Origin of the sequence: Rhodohalobacter sp. SW132 (assembly GCF_003390325.1) — a bacterium.
Lineage (GTDB): Bacteria > Bacteroidota > Rhodothermia > Balneolales > Balneolaceae > SW132.
In genome coordinates, this window is record NZ_QUOK01000010.1 from 80519 (window position 1) to 99530 (window position 19012).

At 46.6% G+C, this 19012-nt stretch carries 15 protein-coding genes; 9 read left to right on the plus strand and 6 right to left on the minus strand.

From position 1 onward, the window contains the following. Positions 1–100 precede the first annotated feature (100 nt). Positions 101–1267 carry an IscS subfamily cysteine desulfurase gene (locus DYD21_RS16635; protein WP_116038134.1) on the minus strand — a complete coding sequence of 389 codons (1167 nt, stop codon included), beginning with the start codon at positions 1265–1267 and terminating at the stop codon, positions 101–103. 131 nt (positions 1268–1398) lie between these two features. Between DYD21_RS16635 and nadC the strand changes: the two genes are divergently transcribed. The 8 genes from nadC (at position 1399) to cdaA (ending at position 11665) form a co-directional block, all read left to right on the plus strand. Continuing rightward, positions 1399–2271 carry a carboxylating nicotinate-nucleotide diphosphorylase gene (gene nadC, locus DYD21_RS16640; RefSeq protein WP_116038135.1) on the plus strand — a complete coding sequence of 291 codons (873 nt, stop codon included), beginning with the start codon at positions 1399–1401 and terminating at the stop codon, positions 2269–2271. A 207-nt stretch (positions 2272–2478) separates the two neighbouring features. Next, positions 2479–3591, plus strand: a complete 1113-nt coding sequence (gene nadA, locus DYD21_RS16645) for a quinolinate synthase NadA (protein ID WP_116038136.1) — start codon at positions 2479–2481, stop codon at positions 3589–3591. A 675-nt stretch (positions 3592–4266) separates the two neighbouring features. Further along, complete coding sequence (locus tag DYD21_RS16650; RefSeq protein ID WP_116038137.1) at positions 4267–7473, plus strand: carboxypeptidase regulatory-like domain-containing protein; 3207 nt, start codon at positions 4267–4269, stop codon at positions 7471–7473. A 305-nt stretch (positions 7474–7778) separates the two neighbouring features. Continuing rightward, positions 7779–9035, plus strand: a complete 1257-nt coding sequence (locus DYD21_RS16655) for an ectonucleotide pyrophosphatase/phosphodiesterase (protein ID WP_116038138.1) — start codon at positions 7779–7781, stop codon at positions 9033–9035. Between the two features lie 41 nt (positions 9036–9076). Then, positions 9077–9439, plus strand: coding sequence for a four helix bundle protein (locus tag DYD21_RS16660; protein ID WP_116038139.1), 363 nt, complete (start codon positions 9077–9079; stop codon positions 9437–9439). A 171-nt stretch (positions 9440–9610) separates the two neighbouring features. Beyond that, positions 9611–9949, plus strand: a complete 339-nt coding sequence (gene fdxA / locus DYD21_RS16665; protein ID WP_116038140.1) for a ferredoxin FdxA — start codon at positions 9611–9613, stop codon at positions 9947–9949. Positions 9950–9967: 18 nt separating this feature from the next. Beyond that, positions 9968–10840, plus strand: coding sequence for a dihydropteroate synthase (gene folP, locus DYD21_RS16670; protein ID WP_233505573.1), 873 nt, complete (start codon positions 9968–9970; stop codon positions 10838–10840). 9 nt (positions 10841–10849) lie between these two features. After that, on the plus strand, positions 10850–11665 hold the full coding sequence (gene cdaA, locus DYD21_RS16675) for a diadenylate cyclase CdaA (protein WP_116038141.1): 816 nt from the start codon (positions 10850–10852) through the stop codon (positions 11663–11665). Positions 11666–11675: 10 nt separating this feature from the next. Here cdaA and meaB read toward each other — a convergent pair whose 3' ends face one another. The 5 genes from meaB to DYD21_RS16700 all read right to left on the minus strand — a co-directional run bounded on the left by meaB (position 11676) and on the right by DYD21_RS16700 (position 18074). Continuing rightward, positions 11676–12758 carry a methylmalonyl Co-A mutase-associated GTPase MeaB gene (gene meaB / locus DYD21_RS16680; protein WP_116038142.1) on the minus strand — a complete coding sequence of 361 codons (1083 nt, stop codon included), beginning with the start codon at positions 12756–12758 and terminating at the stop codon, positions 11676–11678. 217 nt (positions 12759–12975) lie between these two features. Next, on the minus strand, positions 12976–15147 hold the full coding sequence (gene scpA, locus DYD21_RS16685; protein WP_116038143.1) for a methylmalonyl-CoA mutase: 2172 nt from the start codon (positions 15145–15147) through the stop codon (positions 12976–12978). Between the two features lie 250 nt (positions 15148–15397). Next, positions 15398–15694 carry a type II toxin-antitoxin system RelE/ParE family toxin gene (locus DYD21_RS21545; RefSeq protein WP_116038144.1) on the minus strand — a complete coding sequence of 99 codons (297 nt, stop codon included), beginning with the start codon at positions 15692–15694 and terminating at the stop codon, positions 15398–15400. Further along, complete coding sequence (locus DYD21_RS16695; RefSeq protein WP_116038145.1) at positions 15694–15903, minus strand: hypothetical protein; 210 nt, start codon at positions 15901–15903, stop codon at positions 15694–15696. The genes DYD21_RS21545 and DYD21_RS16695 overlap by 1 nt, the downstream gene beginning before the upstream one ends. Positions 15904–16091: 188 nt before the next feature. Further along, a complete protein-coding gene (locus DYD21_RS16700; protein WP_116038146.1) occupies positions 16092–18074 on the minus strand; it encodes a methylmalonyl-CoA mutase family protein in 1983 nt (660 codons plus the stop codon). A gap of 513 nt (positions 18075–18587) precedes the next feature. Between DYD21_RS16700 and DYD21_RS16705 the strand changes: the two genes are divergently transcribed. After that, positions 18588–19004 carry a hypothetical protein gene (locus tag DYD21_RS16705; protein WP_116038147.1) on the plus strand — a complete coding sequence of 139 codons (417 nt, stop codon included), beginning with the start codon at positions 18588–18590 and terminating at the stop codon, positions 19002–19004. The last annotated feature ends 8 nt before the right edge of the window (positions 19005–19012 follow it).

The following is a 19012-nucleotide window of genomic DNA, read 5'->3' on the forward strand; positions in this document are numbered from 1 at the left end:
CTGGCCGACCCACCTCTGACTCGTCGCTGTTTTGCCTGTGGCAATCGCTTTGGAGTCTGTCTCCTCCGGCGGAGGAGAGGCGCTTCAGGGGTGGGCCCGCCTACAACTTCACATGCTCCAGGTGCGATTTCAGTACGTTAGCCAGTACATCGGCTCCCTTTTCGATCTCCTGCAGAGTGGTGGAGGCATCAAATGAGAATCGGATAAACTGTTTTGCATCTTCATCATCGCGGCCCATCGCTACCATAGTGGCGGATGGTTTTTGTTCGTTCACCTGACACGCACTGCCGGTGGATATGCCAACTCCCTTCTGGCTGCACTGAAGCATTGCAAACTGCCCTTCCATTCCTTTTAAGCGAATGCCTGTGATGTAAGGAGAACAGTTGTCCGGATCACCTTCGATCATGATGGAATCACCGCAGGTTTCATTCAGAATATCGGTAAAACGCTCTTTCAGTTGGTGTACGTGGTGATAATCAGATTCTCTCTTCTCAAGCTGTTCACGGGCGGCGGCGGCAAACGCAACAACTGCGGGGACATCTGCCGTACCGTGACGAAATCCGTGTTCCTGGTTCGTTTCCGGGATGAATGGTTCCCACTGCGCCTTTGGATTGATGTAAGCGGCCCCGATGCCTTTCGGCCCGTGAACTTTATGGCCGGAGATTGTGATACTGTCGAGCCCCCAATCAGCGGGTTTCAGCTCCAGTTTGCAGAAACTTTGAACGCAGTCACTGTGGAACGATGCGGGATGATTACTCAGCAGATCGCCGATCTCCTGCAGCGGGTTGATGGCGCCCGTTTCAGAATTTACATGCTGAATGGAAATCAGGGCTGTATCCGGGCGAAGTTCGTCTTTTAGTTCATCCAGGTTGATCGTTCCATTTTCAAGACTTGAAATAAAGCTCACTTCAACTCCATGATGTTTCGCAAGCCAGGAAAAACTGTTTCGCACACAGCTGTGTTCAGCCATGGAGGTGATAATATGGGGAGTTACAGTTGATGAGAAGCTTTTTTTTGCCGCCATTGTAAGGCCGTAAATTGCAAGAAACGCCGCTTCACTCCCGCTTCCGGTAAAGTGGATTCCGTGATGGGGAACGCCAAGCAAATTGCCGAAAAGTTTGCGGGAGCTCTCCAGCGCACCAGAAGCATTAGATCCCGCATCATGAAGGCTGTTGGAATTCCCGAAAAAACGTGTGGCAGCCTGCTGGTAAGCGTTCAGGGCGGTTTGGCTCATCGGTGTGGTGGCAGCGTAATCAAGATAAATCATTCATTCAAATCTAAGAGATTGAAAACTGGCGGTGGCGGTATCAGATTAACGATTCAGCAGTGTTTAACTCTGTTAAAATTTACGTAACTTTAGCGTAACTATCATTTTACAACTAGTCCGGCATTACTGCCTTGAAGAACACATCACATACAGATCTTCAGTTTCCCCGGTTAACGCTGCAAAACCTCCTGAAAACCGGTTTTGAGGAAGATTTAGGCTTTGGAGATATCAGCAGCGCTATTCTGCCTGATAAGCTTATCAAAGGTGAATTTATCGCAAAATCAGACGGCATCATTTCAGGTATCGATTCGATTTTGATAGGCTACCAAATTCTGGATGAAACTGTAGAAGTGCAGCACCTGGTATCTGATGGTGATTATGTTGAAGCGGGAGAATGCATCGCGAGGGTAGATGGGCCGGTCCGGGCGCTGCTGACCAGTGAGCGGGTAATCCTGAATATTTTGCAGCACCTGAGCGGCATCGCTACTAAAACGTTCAAAGCCGTAAAGGAGATGGGAGATACTTCAACCCGTATTTGTGATACCCGAAAAACATTGCCGGGTTTACGTGCTCTTCAAAAATATGCTGTACGTTGCGGGGGCGGATACAATCACCGGATGCGCCTGGATGACGGTGTGATGATTAAAGACAATCATATCGCCGCTGCCGGATCAATCACAAAAGCAATGGAGACCGCGCGAGGTCAAAATGGACTGATGGTTAAGATTGAAGTGGAGTGCGAAACGGAGGATCAGGTAAAAGAGGCGATAAAAGCCGGGGCTGATATCATTATGCTGGATAATCAGACACCGGAAAGTGCCGCTCAACTTTGTGCAATGATACCCGATAATATCATCGTGGAACTGAGTGGTGGAATGACCCCGGAAACCGTCGGGGAATTTAAGGATTGCGGCGCGCACTATATCTCCATGGGTTGTGTTACTCATTCGGTCACCGCGCTCGATATCAGTTTTGTGCTGACCGGCGCGATAAAAAATGTGTAGTGATGAAAAGTTTGTATGTACAAATGTGAAATATGTAAATGAGCTATTCTCCCCTAACAAGGGGAGACACAGAGGGGTGTTCTTCGCACTGGTTAGCATTACCGCGTGTACATCCCCCTCAGTCCCCCTATTCTAAGGGGGAATTATCGTCAATAATGAGTTTACAATTCACTAAAGATTATTATCCATTAACTCCACCAAACCAACATGGAAGCACTTGACTTCTTAGAAAAAGAGCAAACATTCACACTGCCTGAACGCTATAGCGTCCTCACTGAAGAGGAGATGAAGCAGCGTATACGGGAGATTAAAGCTACATTCGGCGATCAGCTGTTTATGCCGGGTCACCATTACCAGAAGGATGAGGTGATTGAGTTTGCCGACGCACGGGGCGATTCTCTGAAACTTGCGCAGATCTGTACGGAGATGGAAGCCGCGCGGTTTATCGTGTTTTGCGGTGTTCATTTTATGGCGGAAACGGCTGACATGCTCACGGAGGATCATCAAAAAGTGATTTTACCCGATATGCGTGCCGGCTGCTCGATGGCGGATATGGCAGACCTGGATCAGACCGAAAAAGGGTGGGCTGAGATGCAGGGCCGGTTTGGAGACACCATCCTGCCACTGACCTATGTAAATTCTACCGCGGCGATAAAATCATTTGTAGGAAAGCATGGCGGCGCTACCGTAACCTCATCCAATGCAAAAAAGATGCTGGAGTGGGCGTTTACTCAAAAGGATCGGATTCTGTTTCTGCCTGATCAGCACCTTGGCAGAAATACGGCGTTTGATCTTGGAATATCGCTGGATGAAATGGCGGTATGGGACCCTATTGGCCGACGGTTTGAGTATGAGGGCGAGGATTTGCAAAACGTGAAAGTGATTTTATGGAAAGGCCACTGCTCGGTCCACGAGAAATTCAATATCAAACATATTGAAAACCTGCGAAAAAAAGATCCAGAGATGCAGATCCTGGTACATCCTGAGTGTACGTATGATGTGGTTCAGGCTTCTGATCTCGACGGGTCCACATCGTTTATTATCAATACGATCGAAAAGGCACCGGCCGGAAGTAAATGGGCCATTGGAACGGAGATGAACCTGGTGAACCGGCTGATCAAAGAAAATCCCGATAAAGAGATCGTGTCGCTCAATCCATTCTTGTGTCCGTGCCTGACCATGAACCGGATCGACCTGCCGCACCTGCTCTGGTCGCTTGAAATGCTGGAGAGCGGCGAGGTTGTCAATCATATCAAAGTTGAAGAAGAGGTGCGAAAATACGCTGTTCTTGCACTGAACAGGATGCTGGAGCGGTCGTAATCCGGGTCAGGTGGTTTGGTTAAGGAGAGCTCCTGAATTGAGTTCGAGTTACACACGTTGAATATGCGGAGGTTTATGCTCCCCCTTGAGTGTCGGAATGTGATCCATGCGTTGTGGACAGATACTTCCGTTCTATTTCATTCTGTCGTCAGGATAATATGTAAATATCTTTTCAAAACCCCTTTGGCTCATCTGACGGGTTCATCTTTCAAGCATCCTGCTCATGGTAAAGTCATAATTCAAATTGATTAGTTGTGTGTTGAAAAGGTGCAGCGGGTTGTGCCTTCATCGGTTAGAGGGAAATTATTATCATCCTTTTTCCGTATCACTTTTTTAGGTGGATAATAAATTGGAAAAGAATAAAAAACCGTGATAGTTTAGGGCAGATTTAATTACATAAACATGTATCACTAAAAAAAATACGAGCTCCTTCATAGTCGTGATTTATCAAATAAAACGTTATTTGATGGATACATGTTTAAGTTCATTTTTGTATGCTTTTTAAAAATCGAGAGAATATTGAATAATTTTTTTGGAGCGGTTTTCGGTGGATGCATCAGAACTCGAGGCTTAGAAATAATTCAGGAATATAATCCTGAGTTAACATCTGTTTCGTATGTTTCAGCAATAAAACATTCATTCAACTAAATTATCAATCCAATCCTCCTTCTTATTATGATTAAAAAGTGGCTTCTGTTTTTAACACCTATCCTATTTCTACCGATGCTCGTGTCGGCGCAGAGCGTCACGGGGGCAAATATAAACGGTACCGTCACAGATTCAGACGGTGAATCACTCCCCGGAGCAACTGTAATTGCTGTTCATGAACCTTCGGGAACAGAGTATGGAACAACTACACGATCCGATGGCCGGTTTAATATCCGGAATGTTCGAATTGGGGGTCCATACACCATTCGCGTAACATTTATCGGGTTCCGATCTGCAGAGCAGGAAGATATTAACCTCGAACTTTCACAGGATTACAGGATCGACTTTACGCTGGTTGATGAAACACTTGATCTCGGGGAGGTCTCCGTTACCGCCCAGAGGGATGCTGTAATCAGTGGTGACAGGAGCGGTGCCCGTTCACGCGTGAGCCGTGATCAGCTTGATGTGCTTCCCTCCATCAACCGGAGCATTCAGGATTATACGCGGCTGAGTCCGCAGGTAAGCGGCAGCAATATTGCAGGCCGCAGCGGCAGAAGAAACGCCATTCAAATTGACGGTGTGACATTTGATGACCGGTTTGGCCTGGGTTCAGATGCGATTCCTACAATTGGGAACCCGATCTCAATTGATGCCATCCAGGAGTTCCAGGTTGAGATTTCGCCTTTTGATGTAACCCAGGGGAACTTTACCGGCGGCGCAGTGAACGCTGTTACACGTTCAGGAACAAATACATTTTCAGGTTCTGTGTATGCATATGGAAGAAATCAAAACTTTATCAGTGAGCAGCTGGCAGGGGAATCCAACCCGATTGATGAATTTTCTGAATACCAGGTAGGTGCGCGTCTTGGCGGGCCCATCATAGAAAATGAGCTTTTCTTTTTTGTAAATGCTGAAGTGAAGCGTGAAAATTCTCCGCTCTTTACGTTGAATGAGGCTAACTTCAACGGTAATGAATCAGAACTGCAGCAGATCACCGATATCACCCAGAATCAATATAGCTACAATCCTGGCGGTTTTGGAGATCTGAGTGAGCGAACAGACGACTGGAAGATTTTTGCAAAACTCGATTGGAATATATCCAATGATCACCGTCTGACGTATCAGCAGAATCTGGTAAACGGGTACGATGACAGAGGAATTAGCCGTGGTAATTTTGCTTACTCACTTGGCAATCGCCAGTACAGGCAGCGCGGAAATCAGAGCAACTTCTCCGTACAGCTGAACAGTTCCTGGAGTGATAATATCACATCAGAAGCAAAAGTAGCCTACACGAGACTACGCCAGGAAGCCGATTTTGGTGATAACCCGTTTCCAAGTGTCCGCGTCCAAACCCCAACCGGCGGTAACGTCGACTTTGGAGTTGAACGATTCAGGCACGCCAATGAGCTTGATCAGGACTACCTGGAACTGACTGCAAATGTGACCTATTTCGTAGGTTCACACACGCTTACATTTGGCACCAACAACTACCTGAATCAATTCAGAAACCTGTTTATCCAGGATGCACTGGGTACCTATGAGTTCCAGAATCAATTTGATAACGATGGCAATCTAATTGAGAGCGGAATTGACCGTTTTGCCAGAGGAGCCCCGACTCGCTATCAATACAGCTATTCAACGGATGAGAATCAATTTGGTACTCAGCCCGATGCAGATTGGGGATACAACACCTTTGCACTTTACGCGCAGGATGAATGGGCGGTAAATAATCAGCTAACACTGACTCTCGGAGTTCGTGCTGATCTCACAGTATTTCCAGAGGATCCACCGAGTAACCAAACATTTGCACAGGATTTTTCAGGGTTTGACACCGGTAATGTGCCTGATCCGACTCTGCAGTTCAATCCGCGGTTCGGGTTTAACTGGAATGACGGCAGTACACAGGTTCGTGGCGGAGCCGGCCTTTTCTCAGGCGGTGAACCCGGCGTGTGGCTCTCCAATCAGTACAGTAATACGGGTGTAGATCTCGCAAGGTTGGATGTTCGGGATGATTTTGATTCCGGATTCTTTTCCGCTGATGTGAACAACCAGCCACGTCCCGGTGACGGAAGCGGCCTGGAACCGATCGAAACCACTGAGGTAAACATCACGGATCCTGACTTTAAAATTAACCAGATTTTCCGCGGCAACCTTGCCGTTGAACAGCGTCTGCCATGGAATCTTGTGGGTACTGTTGAATTTCTCTACAGCAACAACCTTCAGGATGTAACCTATCAGAATCTTAATCTGCCCGGAGCAAATCAAAATGTAACGGTAACGGACGGACGACCCTATTTTGGTGATGTTTCATTTAATGATGAGGGGAACCCCGTCTATTCGCAGCGCAGAGTGAGTGATAACTTCACGGATGTTCTTCTGCTCACCAATACAGATTTGGGATACCAGTGGAGCCTTACAACACAGCTCCGGAAAGAGTTTTCCGACGGATGGTTTGCGGATGTCTCGTACACGTACGCTGACGGTAAATCAGTAAATGACGGAACATCAAGCCGTGCCATTTCCAACTGGCAGTTTAACGAAGTACCGGGAGATCCGAACAATGCTCCGGCAGCACGTTCCATACATATCACACCACACAGGTTTCTTGCATCTGCATCGTACCAGATGACGTATGGTGGAAGATATGCCACAACGTTCTCTCTGATTTATGAAGGAAGACAGGGGAACCCGTTGACGTACGCCTACTTTACCCAGCCGAACCAAAGTATAAACGGCGATTATCGCGGGTCTAATGACCTTGTGTACGTTCCGGCGAACGAAAACGATGTTATTCTTCGAAACACCACCTGGGAAGAGCTCGATAACTTCATTGAGAATAATGATGCCCTTCGGGAAAACCGGGGGCAAATTGTTCCGAGAGGAGAGGGCAACCAGCCTTGGGTAAACCTGATTGATTTCAGGATTACGCAGAATATTCAGACCTTTGGCGGGCAATCACTGGAGCTCTCGCTCGATATTCTGAACTTTGGAAACCTGATAGGACGAATGATCGGCCAGGATACCTGGGGTGTGGAACGGTTTGCATCAAACGGTGTAGTGACTGAAATCACATTTGAAGGATTTGACGCCACCGAACAGGCCGACGGATCCGTTGAGCTGCAGCCAATCATAAGTTTCGATCCTGATCGTGTACCGAATAATATTGATCAGTTTACTCTTTCAAATACCAACTCCCGCTGGAGAGCACAGCTTGGGTTAAGGTATTCGTTTTGATCGACTCATAAATCAGAAATAAATTAAATAGAACTGTACAGAGCGGCCGGTGAGAATCGGCCGTTTTTTTATGCTCGAGGCATTGTATAGCAGCTATGTGGAGATTTTCCAATAAACAACCTGATGAGCAGTCATATTAGATGAACATTTACAGGAACCAGATTTCTGATGTGGTTGATTGGGTTATCATGTTAATTGCCAAAACTACAGACGCAGTAATGTGAGAAAACAGACAAGGAATTAATCCCTATCTTCTTATCCGATATGAAAACTATGACACGTACACCAGCAATTCTGAGATTTTTATGAAAAAATATTTACCCTATCTGATACCATTTTCTGTTTTTTTAATCCTCGCCTTTACCAGCTGTGACCGACAGGCAAAACCAGCTAATAGCGACGGTACTCAAACCAATAAAGTCCTTTTGATCTCTTTCGATGGTTTTATGAATGAATATCTGGACCGAAACGAAACTCCGAATTTCGATCGCTTTATTTCCGGCGGGGTGATGGCTGAACATATGATTCCCGTGTTCCCAACCAAAACATTCCCGAATCACTACTCTGTTGCCACCGGCTTGTATGTGGAAAATCACGGAATCATCTCCAACAGTTTTCCGGATGACAGCCTTGGCGGCCGGTTTAGTTATGGTCCGCCTGAAGATAGCCCGAACGATGAGCGGTGGTGGGGCGGTGAGCCGATTTGGACAACTGTTGAGCTGCAGGGAAAAACGTCTGCTACCATGTTCTGGCCCGGATCGGAAGCATCTATTCACGGAATTCAGCCCACTCGCTGGAAAGATTATGACGGTTCTGTAGAAAACATTGCACGCATCGATACAGTGATGACCTGGCTCGATCCCGCTGGCGAAGTGAATGCCGATTTTGCAACGCTCTATTTTAGTGATGTGGATAGCCGCGGACATTCGTACGGCCCCAACTCTCCCGAAGTCGACGAGGCCGTTGTGGAAGCCGACAGGCTGCTGGGTTACCTGGTGGAAAAAATTGAGGAGGCCGGACTTACGGATCATATCAACATTCTTATCACTTCCGATCACGGGATGGCGGAGCTGTCGGATGATAAAATCATCTTCCTGGATGAAATGATTGATATGAACGACATTCGGGTCATTGACTGGACCCCGGTAGCGATGCTTCAGCCCGATGATGGGAAAAAGGATGAGATCTATCAAACCCTAAAAGAGAACGAAGAGAACTATCGCGTCTACAAAAAAGAGGAACTGCCTCGTGAATATCACTTCAGCAATCACTACCGTATTCCGGAGATTATTATGATTGCGGATGTATCCTACACCATCACGTCACGCTCATTTTACGAAAACCGCGGTATTGTTGCCGGCACACATGGTTATGATCACCAGGCTCCCGAGATGGCTACAATATTCTACGCATCGGGCCCGGATATCAAAACCGGTGAAACCATCGCGCCCTTTCAATCCGTTCACCTCTACGAACTGATGGCGCACCTGCTGAATATGGAGCCTGCGGAGAATGACGGGGATTTGGAGGAGGTTATTCAGATATTAGATGATAGATTTTAGATAATAGATAAATGATGATTGATAAATAAACGGTTAATGAAATGAAGACTTTTAGAGATCTTAATGTTTATAAAAAATCATTCAAGCTTCATATAGAGATTCATGAACTGTCTATGACATTTCCGAAGTTTGAAATGTATGAATTAGGTTCGCAGATCAGGCGATCTTCAAATTCTGTACCCGCAAACATTGCTGAGGGATATAACAATCAACATACAAACATCTATTTGGAAGGTTTAAACCGTTCCATTGGTGAATCACAAGAGACGCAGCATCATCTTGGTGCAGCTTGTGAAAAGGGGTACATAAGCCACGATGAATTTGTTGAGATTGATGGCAGGTATACAGAATGCATAAAGATGTTGTTTGGTTTAAGAAAAGCTCTGCTAAATAAGCATAGGTAGATAATTCTCAATACTGTCCAAACAAATTTAAGGATCGATCTCACTTTCATCTATGATCCATTATCTCTGATCTGTTGGTGGGTTATTTGTTTTTAAATTGCATCTTAATAGATTTTCAAATACAATAAGAACTTGGTTTTTTACCGTTTAACTTTTTAACTGAATTTTTTCATGGCGTACGTAGTAACTGAACCCTGTGTAAATTGTAAATATACAAACTGTGCGGCTGTCTGCCCGGTGGACGCTTTTCGTGAAGGCCCCAACTTTTTAACGATTGATCCCCTTGAGTGTATCGATTGTGATGCCTGCGTTTCTGAATGTCCTGTGGAAGCGATCTTCCCGGATGATGAAGTTCCTGAGGAGTGGGAGCATTATATCGAGTTAAATGAGCGGCTGGCAGAAAACTGGGAAGATAAAATTATTAATGAAACCCAGGATGCTCTGCCGGATGCCGACGATTGGGCTGAAAAAACCGACAAACTGGATCTGTTGATCGAAGAGTGGGATTAATTTTCTTTCAGAACGTATATGCCTGAAAACCGAGAATCCCTGTCGTCACCAAAAAAATCGATCAGATGCAGAGGCAGGGATCTTGTGCTGGACACCCCGGTAGTGATGGGAATTCTCAACACTACACCGGATTCTTTTTCAGACGGCGGAAAATATACCAATATCAAAACTGCACTTCAGAGGGTAGGGGAGATGGCAGATGCAGGAGCCACCATCGTGGATATCGGCGGGGAATCAACCCGTCCGGGATCAGAACCGGTTTCCATTGAAACTGAGCTCGATCGCACGATTCCTGTTATTTCAAAAATAGCGGATGTTTTTCCCGAACTTCTTATCTCAATTGATACTACCAAGTACGAAGTTGCCGCCCGGGCGATTGAAGCCGGTGCACATATTCTGAATGATGTCAGCGGTTTGGAAAAAGAGCCCCGTTTCGCAGAACTGTGCTCGGGAACAGAAACGGCGTATATCTGTATGCATTCCCAGGGAAATCCCAAAACGATGCAGCAAAAACCATCCTATTCCGATGTGGTCGAAGAGATTTATCAATTTCTTCAGAAAAAACTTCAATTCCTTAAGGAAAAAGGAGTTGAATCCGTTATAATAGATCCGGGAATCGGATTTGGAAAAACATTGCGGCATAACCTTGAACTCGTAGACAGGCTGCCCCGTTTTCTTGATCTTAATACACCAGTGATGATTGGCGCTTCAAGAAAATCTTCAATTGGAGAGATTCTGGACGGCCGGGGTACAGATGGAAGACTTGCAGGCACTATTGCCCTGCATTATCACTGTCTGATTAACGGGGCATCGATCATCCGGGTTCATGATGTTCAGGAAGCCGCCGATTCCGTCAAAATATTTAATGCCGTTCAGTCGGTTTCAATTTAAACAGAGCGAATGTCAATCCCCATTGGTTTTTTAGAATTCGGTTTGCGCGACCTGCTGGAAACACTGGTTATCGCTACCGTTTTGTATTATCTCTACCGGTGGATCCGCGGAACGTTTGCAATTCAGGCAGCTGTCGGACTGCTGTTCATCATTTTAGTAAACCTGGTTGTGAGCCTGCTCGGCTTTACTACGCTAAACTTCATTCTCCGAAGTATTCTTGATGTAGGTGTGCTGGCGGTGTTCATTATTTTCCAGCCCGAAATTCGTAAGCTTCTCTATAGCCTGGGGCAAAATACCACGTTCGATCGGTTTGTTGGGAGATCCGGATCAGAAACCACTATTGACGAAGTAATTGACGCGGTTCGCAGTATGTCGCACTCCAAAACCGGTGCGCTGATTGTTTTCGCACGACGTTCATCGCTCCAGGATCTTGTGGATTTTGGAGTTAAGTTGGATTCTACCGTAAAATCGGAACTGCTGGAGACAATTTTTCAGAGAGACACTCCCCTTCACGATGGTGCCGTGGTGATAAGAAATAACCGGATTGTGGCGGCAAGCTGCTATCTGCCGATCTCCCAAAATCCAAATATCTCCTCCGTTTTCGGAACCCGGCATCGGGCGGCAGTGGGTGTAAGTGAAACCAATAACGTTTTTGTAATTGTGGTTTCCGAAGAGACCGGGCGAATCTCAGTCGCCCGAAACGGAGATCTCACCAGCGGGCTTTCTATTCAAAAACTCCGTTCCGAAATGGAAAAAGCACTGGGTATTGCCGATGCTGAAGATGTAGGATTCAGCTCCGACAAGGCAGATTTGGAGATGAAGTAGGTATTAGACTTTATCTCTGCCTGTTATTCTTTTTTTTGACTTTCAAAAGTAATTCCGCCGCCGCAAACGAACTGATCTCTCCCGCATTCACCTTCTCCTCTATCTCCGCAAGCTTTTCTTTGATGGCGGGATTATTGTAAAACTCTGATGTCAGCTTCTGTCGTATCGTTTCGTGTATCCAATAGGCGGATTGATCTTTTCGCCGCTTTTGAAAATAACTGTTTTCCTTTACGTGACTGATGTAAGATTGGATCTGTTCCTCCACTCCCTCAATACCGGTTCCTTCCAGTGCTGAGCAGGTAACCACCGGTGTTTTCCATTTTGATGGGGCCGGAGGAAAAAGGCTAAGCGCGTTTTTGTACTCTTGCCTGGCCCGCTCCGAAGCTTTCTTATTGTCTTCTTCAGCCTTGTTGATGGCGATCAAATCAGCCATCTCCATAATGCCTCGCTTGATTCCCTGCAGCTCATCTCCGGCACCGGCCAGCATCAGCAGCAGGAACATATCCACCATGTTGTGTACGGTGGTTTCAGACTGTCCCACACCTACGGTCTCAATGAAAATCGTAGTATACCCGGCCGCTTCGCAAAGCAGCATCGTCTCGCGGGATGTGCGGGCCACACCGCCCAGTGTTCCGGAAGTAGGCGACGGACGTATATAGGCATTTTCGTTTGTAGATAGCGTTGCCATGCGTGTTTTGTCGCCCAGAATGCTGCCTTTAGTCCGCGTGCTGGTTGGGTCAATCGCCAGAACGGCAAGCTTTTCACCTTTCTCCAGAAACCGGTTACCAATCGCTTCAATGAAGGTGCTTTTTCCAACGCCGGGAACTCCCGTAATACCAATTCGCACCGAATTGCCCGTTAGCGGCATCACCTCTTCTAAAACCTCCTGACCCAGTTTCCGGTATCCCGAGTTGGAGCTCTCAATCAGCGTAATTGCCTGCGACAAAATTGTCCGGTTTCCGTCTTTAATTCCCTCCACATACTCCTCCCTCGATTTCAGCGGCGTCCGTTTCGCCCTGAAATTGGGATTCACCGAATCGGAAACCTCCGATCCTTTATTGATAGAAAGTGATTTGTTGCTTGGTTTGGTCATCTATTGGTCCCAAAATTTTCATCAACAGCGAACACACCCCTGAAGGATCTCTGAACGAGATCATTCTGTCCCCTCTCAAGAGGGGATAGTATAGCTCTTGTCAAAATGAATGTCAGAAGTGACGGCTTCAAATCCCCTCTTGAGAGGGGAAATGTGAAGCTGAGTGCGCAAAGCGCGGCGAAGCAATCGAGGGGTGTGTTCATGCTTCGTGTCACCCTTAGTGCGCGTTGTGGTTAGCTTCCCCGATCAATATCCCCAATATCTTCTGTGCCGCATCCGAAATAACCGTTCCCGGCCCAAAGACAGCGGCAACGCCTTTGTCGTATAGGTACTTATAATCCTGGTTGGGAATCACACCGCCCACAATTACCATGATATCTTCACGGCCCAGATTTTTGAGTTCATCAAGTACCTGGGGGACGAGGGTTTTGTGACCCGCAGCCAGGCTGGATACGCCCAGGATGTGAACGTCGTTTTCTACCGCCTGCTTTGCGGCTTCCTCCGGGGTTTGAAAGAGCGGGCCGATATCGACATCAAAGCCGAGATCGGCGAAGCTGGTGGAGATCACTTTGGCGCCGCGGTCGTGGCCGTCCTGACCCATTTTGGCGACCATGATTCGGGGACGGCGGCCTTCCTGTTCGGCAAATTGGTCCGCCAGTTCCTGTGCTTTCTTAAAAGATTCGTCACTGTCCATTTCAGATGAATACACACCGGATATCGATTTTATGGTTGCGGTATAACGCCCGAACACCTCTTCCATCGCGTCGGAAATTTCACCGAGTGTGGCGCGGTTTCGGGCAGCGTTAATAGCCAGTTCAAGCAGGTTTCCGTCACCAGATTCAGCCGCCTCAGTGATCATCTTCAGCGACTCTTTCACTGCTGTATCATCGCGTTCTGCTTTTAGCTTTTCAAGACGCTCAATCTGCGATTGCCGGACCCGCTCGTTGTCCACTTCAAGAATATCGATCGGATCTTCTTTTTCCAACCGGTATTTGTTTATTCCGACAATCACCTCTTTTTTGTTATCGATCCGCGCCTGCTTGCGGGCGGCGGCTTCTTCAATCCGCATTTTCGGCACGCCACTTTCGATCGCTTTGGCCATACCGCCCAGTTCTTCCACTTCCTCAATACGCTCCCATGCTTTTCGGGCGATCTGGTCTGTTAAATATTCTACATAGTATGAACCGGCCCACGGATCTACCGCCTTTGTGATGCCTGTTTCTTCCTGCAGAAAAATCTGGGTGTTACGCGCAATTCGTGCAGAGAAATCCGACGGAAGCGCGATCGCTTCATCCAGGGCGTTAGTGTGGAGCGACTGCGTGTGCCCCAGCGTGGCCGCAAGCGCCTCGATGGTAGTCCGTGCAACGTTGTTGTAGGGATCCTGCTCGGTGAGGCTGTAGCCTGAAGTTTGACTGTGGGTCCGCAGCGAGAGGGACTTCGGGTTTTTGGGATCGAACTGTTTCATCAGCTTGGCCCAGAGCATCCGTCCGGCGCGCATTTTTGCAATCTCCATAAAGTGATTCATCCCGATGCCCCAGAAAAAAGAGATGCGCGGGGTAAACTGGTCCACATCAAGACCGGTTTTGATGCCGGTTCGCACATATTCTACAGCATCGGCCAGCGTGTAGGCCAGCTCAATGTCTGCTGTGGCACCCGCTTCGTGCATGTGATAGCCGCTCACGCTGATGGAGTTAAACTTCGGCATCTTTTCGGATGTGAAGGCAAAAATATCCCCAATAATTCGCATGGATGGTTTTGGCGGATAGATATAGGTATTGCGAACCATGAATTCTTTCAGAATGTCGTTCTGAATGGTTCCGGACAGTTTCTCCGGCGGGACACCCTGCTCTTCAGCCGCCACAATGTAGAATGCCATCACCGGAATGACGGCCCCGTTCATCGTCATCGAAACCGACATTTCGTCCAGCGGGATCTGATCAAACAGCACCTTCATATCGAGAATTGAATCGATTGCAACGCCGGCTTTTCCCACATCACCGGTCACGCGCGGATGATCAGAATCGTAGCCGCGGTGGGTGGCCAGGTCGAACGCAATGGACAATCCTTTCTGGCCAGCGGCAAGATTTCGGCGATAAAAAGCATTTGATTCCTCAGCTGTAGAAAACCCGGAATATTGTCGAATCGTCCACGGTCTCACTGCGTACATGGAGGAGTAAGGACCCCGAAGATATGGCGGAATTCCCGCAGCAAAATCGAGATGATGAAGATTTTCGATATCACTCTTTGCAAAGCGCTTTTTTACCGGGATCGATTCCGGGGTTTGCCAGGATTGATCTACCTTCCGGTTTTTACCGGTTGGACGTGAAGGGTGTCCATCATGAGTTGCTTCTGACACATAATCTAATTTGGAGAAATCGGGTCGGTTCATTTCTTTGGAAAAAGTTGAATGATGGACTAAAAAGATCTCCCCTTGAGGGGAGATCTTTCTGTTCGTTCAGAACAGAATGCGAGGGGTGTCCTCAGGTTTTGAAAGATGCGATAATCGAAGATAAGGAATCACTGGCTAAACTTCGTGTACACCCCTCACGTGTTTCGCTTTATGCTCAGACGATCTCCCCTGCACTTGCGTCCCGGGGAGGGGATACTAATCTGTTTGTTCAGATGATCAGGTTGAGCGATTATAATTTCCCCCAATTCTTTGGATCTTTAAAGGTGTTTAATACAGATCGCACGATTATAGTCTTTTGTTTCTCGTTCACTGAATAGTGAATCATATAAGGATAAATCTTCAAAGGGAGGCATCGAACATTATCATAACGTATTTGAAAGAATGGATTTTCACTCAATGTCACCAATCTATTATTTAAATCATCTTCGAATTTCGAACCCAAACCGGGCTCATTTTCTTCATAATAGTCTATAGCCTCTTGAATATCATCAATAGCTCTCCTGTCTAAAAGAATAGAAAAAGTCATCAACTTTCAGACTTAAACATGAGTTGTTTTCTGGCTTCCTCCCAAGAGACTAAATCATCCTGATTTGCCGATCTTATTCGCTCTCTGACGATCTCTTTATGCTCTTCGGGAATATCGGGTTCCTCAGATGATGTTAGTCCGAGCTGATTGATCAATTCAATCACGAAATCTACTTTATCGTCCGGTACATCGAGAGTTATTTTTTTCATAGCATAAATTTTTAGTTTAATTACATTATGATAATAATAAACGGTTAAACATGAGACTTCATTTTACAATTTGAGTTATTTGGTTTGTGAGGGGTGTTTTGTAATTCCGACTAAAGCCTGTATAAAAAATAAGATGTCGAAACGGAGTTCCGTAACACCCCTCAGAGTAAGCTCCGACCGAGCGGATCTTACTCATCTCCCCTTGAGGGGAGACTTATCTGAATCTCCTTCAACGTATTAAGCATATTACTCCCCGAGTATATAAAGAAATCAATACCGGTCTCCCGGAACTGATCAACATTATCTTTTGGATAGCCGGCCAGGATAAGTGTTGCTTCTCCGCCGAATGCAGCACAAAAATCAGGGACGAGTTCAGAATACTCATCATCGGAGCTACAGAGTACAAACATGTCTGAACTATTTGGGTTTAACTCGCCGGCCGCTTCATCCACGGAATCAAACCCGGTGTGACTTTTCACCCGGAAGCCGGCGCATTCGAGATAGTTCTGGGAAAAGGAGGCGCGTGCTTTTCGAATTTTTTTGTTGCCAATGGGTATGAGCCGGACTGTGATCTCTCTACCGCGCTCTTTCCTAATTTTTTGGGTACGCAGTCGCAATTCCTCAAATGGCACGGCTGCCCGATAGGGTTTCAGTGCCGGGTAGAGCTGTTTTTGGGGATTTAGAAATGAATCCACAACATCACCAATAGTGGCTCCTTCACTGTATGCACTGCTGAGTGATTCAACCAGCCTTTCAGAATTGATCTCCGGGTTTTTTAAAGATTGATGAAGTGAATCCACAGGTGTACTTCGAAATAGTTCATCGGGAAGATCCTGTTCAGTATCGGCATAGTTATTCACCCCGGTCAGGACCAGCTTGCGGGTTGCCAGGGCTTCCTCTTTTGATTTTCTGGATCTGCCAACTTCGCCCTGAATAATTTTTGCTTCCACCGCTTTCTGATATCCGCCCTGCTTTTCAATGAGTTGGAAAAACTTCCAGGCTTTTTTGGCGATTTCATCGGTCAGCACTTCGATGTAATAGGAGCCATCAGATGGATTTTCGACAGCTGAAAGGTGCACTTCTTCATCCAGGATATGGCTCACATTTCGGGCGATCCGGTGGGAAAAGTCATCGGTCTGCTCAAAGTGGGTGTTGTATGGGTGAACGGTAATCCGTTTCGCCCCGCCTACAGCTGCCGCTGTGGCTTCCGTTGTGGCTCGCAGCATGTTGTTGTGCGGATCGGCAATCGCCTTGTTCCACTTCGATGTGGAAGCATGAATCATCAGCGGCTCACGATTTTCAATCTCATAGCCATCCAGTACGCGATTCCAGAGCAACCGCACGGCCCTGAACTTCGCAATCTCGGGAAAGTAGAGGGATCCGGCCGACAGATGCATCCAGAACTGTTTTGCGGCCTGTTCCCGCTTATTCTCAGGTATCCGGGCCAGGAACTCACTTCCAATCGACAGCACAATACCAAGTTCCTGGATGATAGTTGCTCCGCAGTTATGATAGAAGGCACCATCAGCCGCCAGCGTCTTAAATCCGGACTCGTCCGCCATCTGCCCGATGATCGAGTTCAACCTGCTCTCCTCAACCGGCAACCGCCCGTGATATGCCATATACGTAAACGGATCAAAAAGGAAGGAAAACTGGGGGGATGTCCCCTCGGAGTGCTGCATAAAAGCCTTCATCAACCCAAGTATCCCAACAGAACCCGCACCGGAATCAAAAACCACATCGGTTTTTTCGAGATCAATGTCATCCAAAAGTATCTTTAGATCCTCAAGATTTTGTAGGTGGGTTCCGGCAATATCTCCTCCAAGAACGCCTTCATCGGGTGAAATTGTAATAGTGAACCAGAGGGAATCGGCTCCGGAGTTGATCGCTTTTTTGGCCAATCTGTTTGCTTCAGCCGGATCCGGTTTGTCTATAACCTCACAGAACTGCCACTTGGCCGGGGTTTTGATCTCCACACCGTTTTTAAGGTGGGGGAGTTTTTCCAGATCCTCTTTACGATAAAAAGGCAGTGCTTCAATTCCTTCGATCGACTGCCATTTGAGTTTCTCTTTGTAATCTGCTCCTTTGAGATCTTTTGTGAGTACCTCTTCCCATTTCTCCGTTGATGTGGGTTCAAATTCGGCGAACAGGTTTTCTTCTTTATCTGACATGAGTCACTGATTTTACTTTTTATGCTTCAACGAGTTAAAAGAATTTTCTCCTTCTGATGTATAAAATACAAATTATTGCTGCAGGGTTCGCAAAACTGAGATTGTTCTGTCAGAAAAGCATTTCTGTAATCATAGGTCGCTGTTATCCCGTTAGGATGAATGGAATAAAGTTTGTTTATACGTCATACCTCACTCCGATACGATATCTCCAATACTTGTGCGTACTCAAAATTCCGCCATCAGAAAATCGATATTTGTTTTGCAGATGGGAGATCGCGGATCAGAGTTGGCGATGATGCTGGTAGAATTATGAGACTTAATAACACATCGTGACTCATTTTTCCAACGGGATCCTGTCGGGAGATGCAGCATCTCTTAAACAGGTTTATCACACCTCAGGCCCAATGGATAGTGTTCCTAAGATTAGAATCCTTGGAAACACGTAACAAAATGTACCTAAACTCCTCTTGTACATGTAATGGCTGTTCAAATCCTTAATATTGATTCCATGTCATGTCAGATTATTCTGATATCATATTTCTGATGGGTGCCATCATCATGTTTTCTTTTCTCACGATGTCTGTTAACCGGACCATCCTGATGAACGAGATGAACAGAGTTGGACATCAGACCGATTACTACGCGCTTTCAGTAGCCCAGGAGACGATTGATGAGATTCGGTGGATTCGTTCAGAAAGTGCCTTGAATCAAAAACTCAATGAATTTCCTAAAGTGATTGAGTACAGGGCCGATTCGGATCAGGCAGGATCAATTCCATTTACGGTTGATCTTTTTGAAACAACCGCTTCTATTGAAAACGACGACATTCGTTCGATAGAATTACGGATCGATGTGTCGAGTGATTTTGGAATCGGAGGAGAGGGCGGAAACCCGGTGCAGCTATTATTCACTAAATCATTTGTCAAATAGGATGGAGA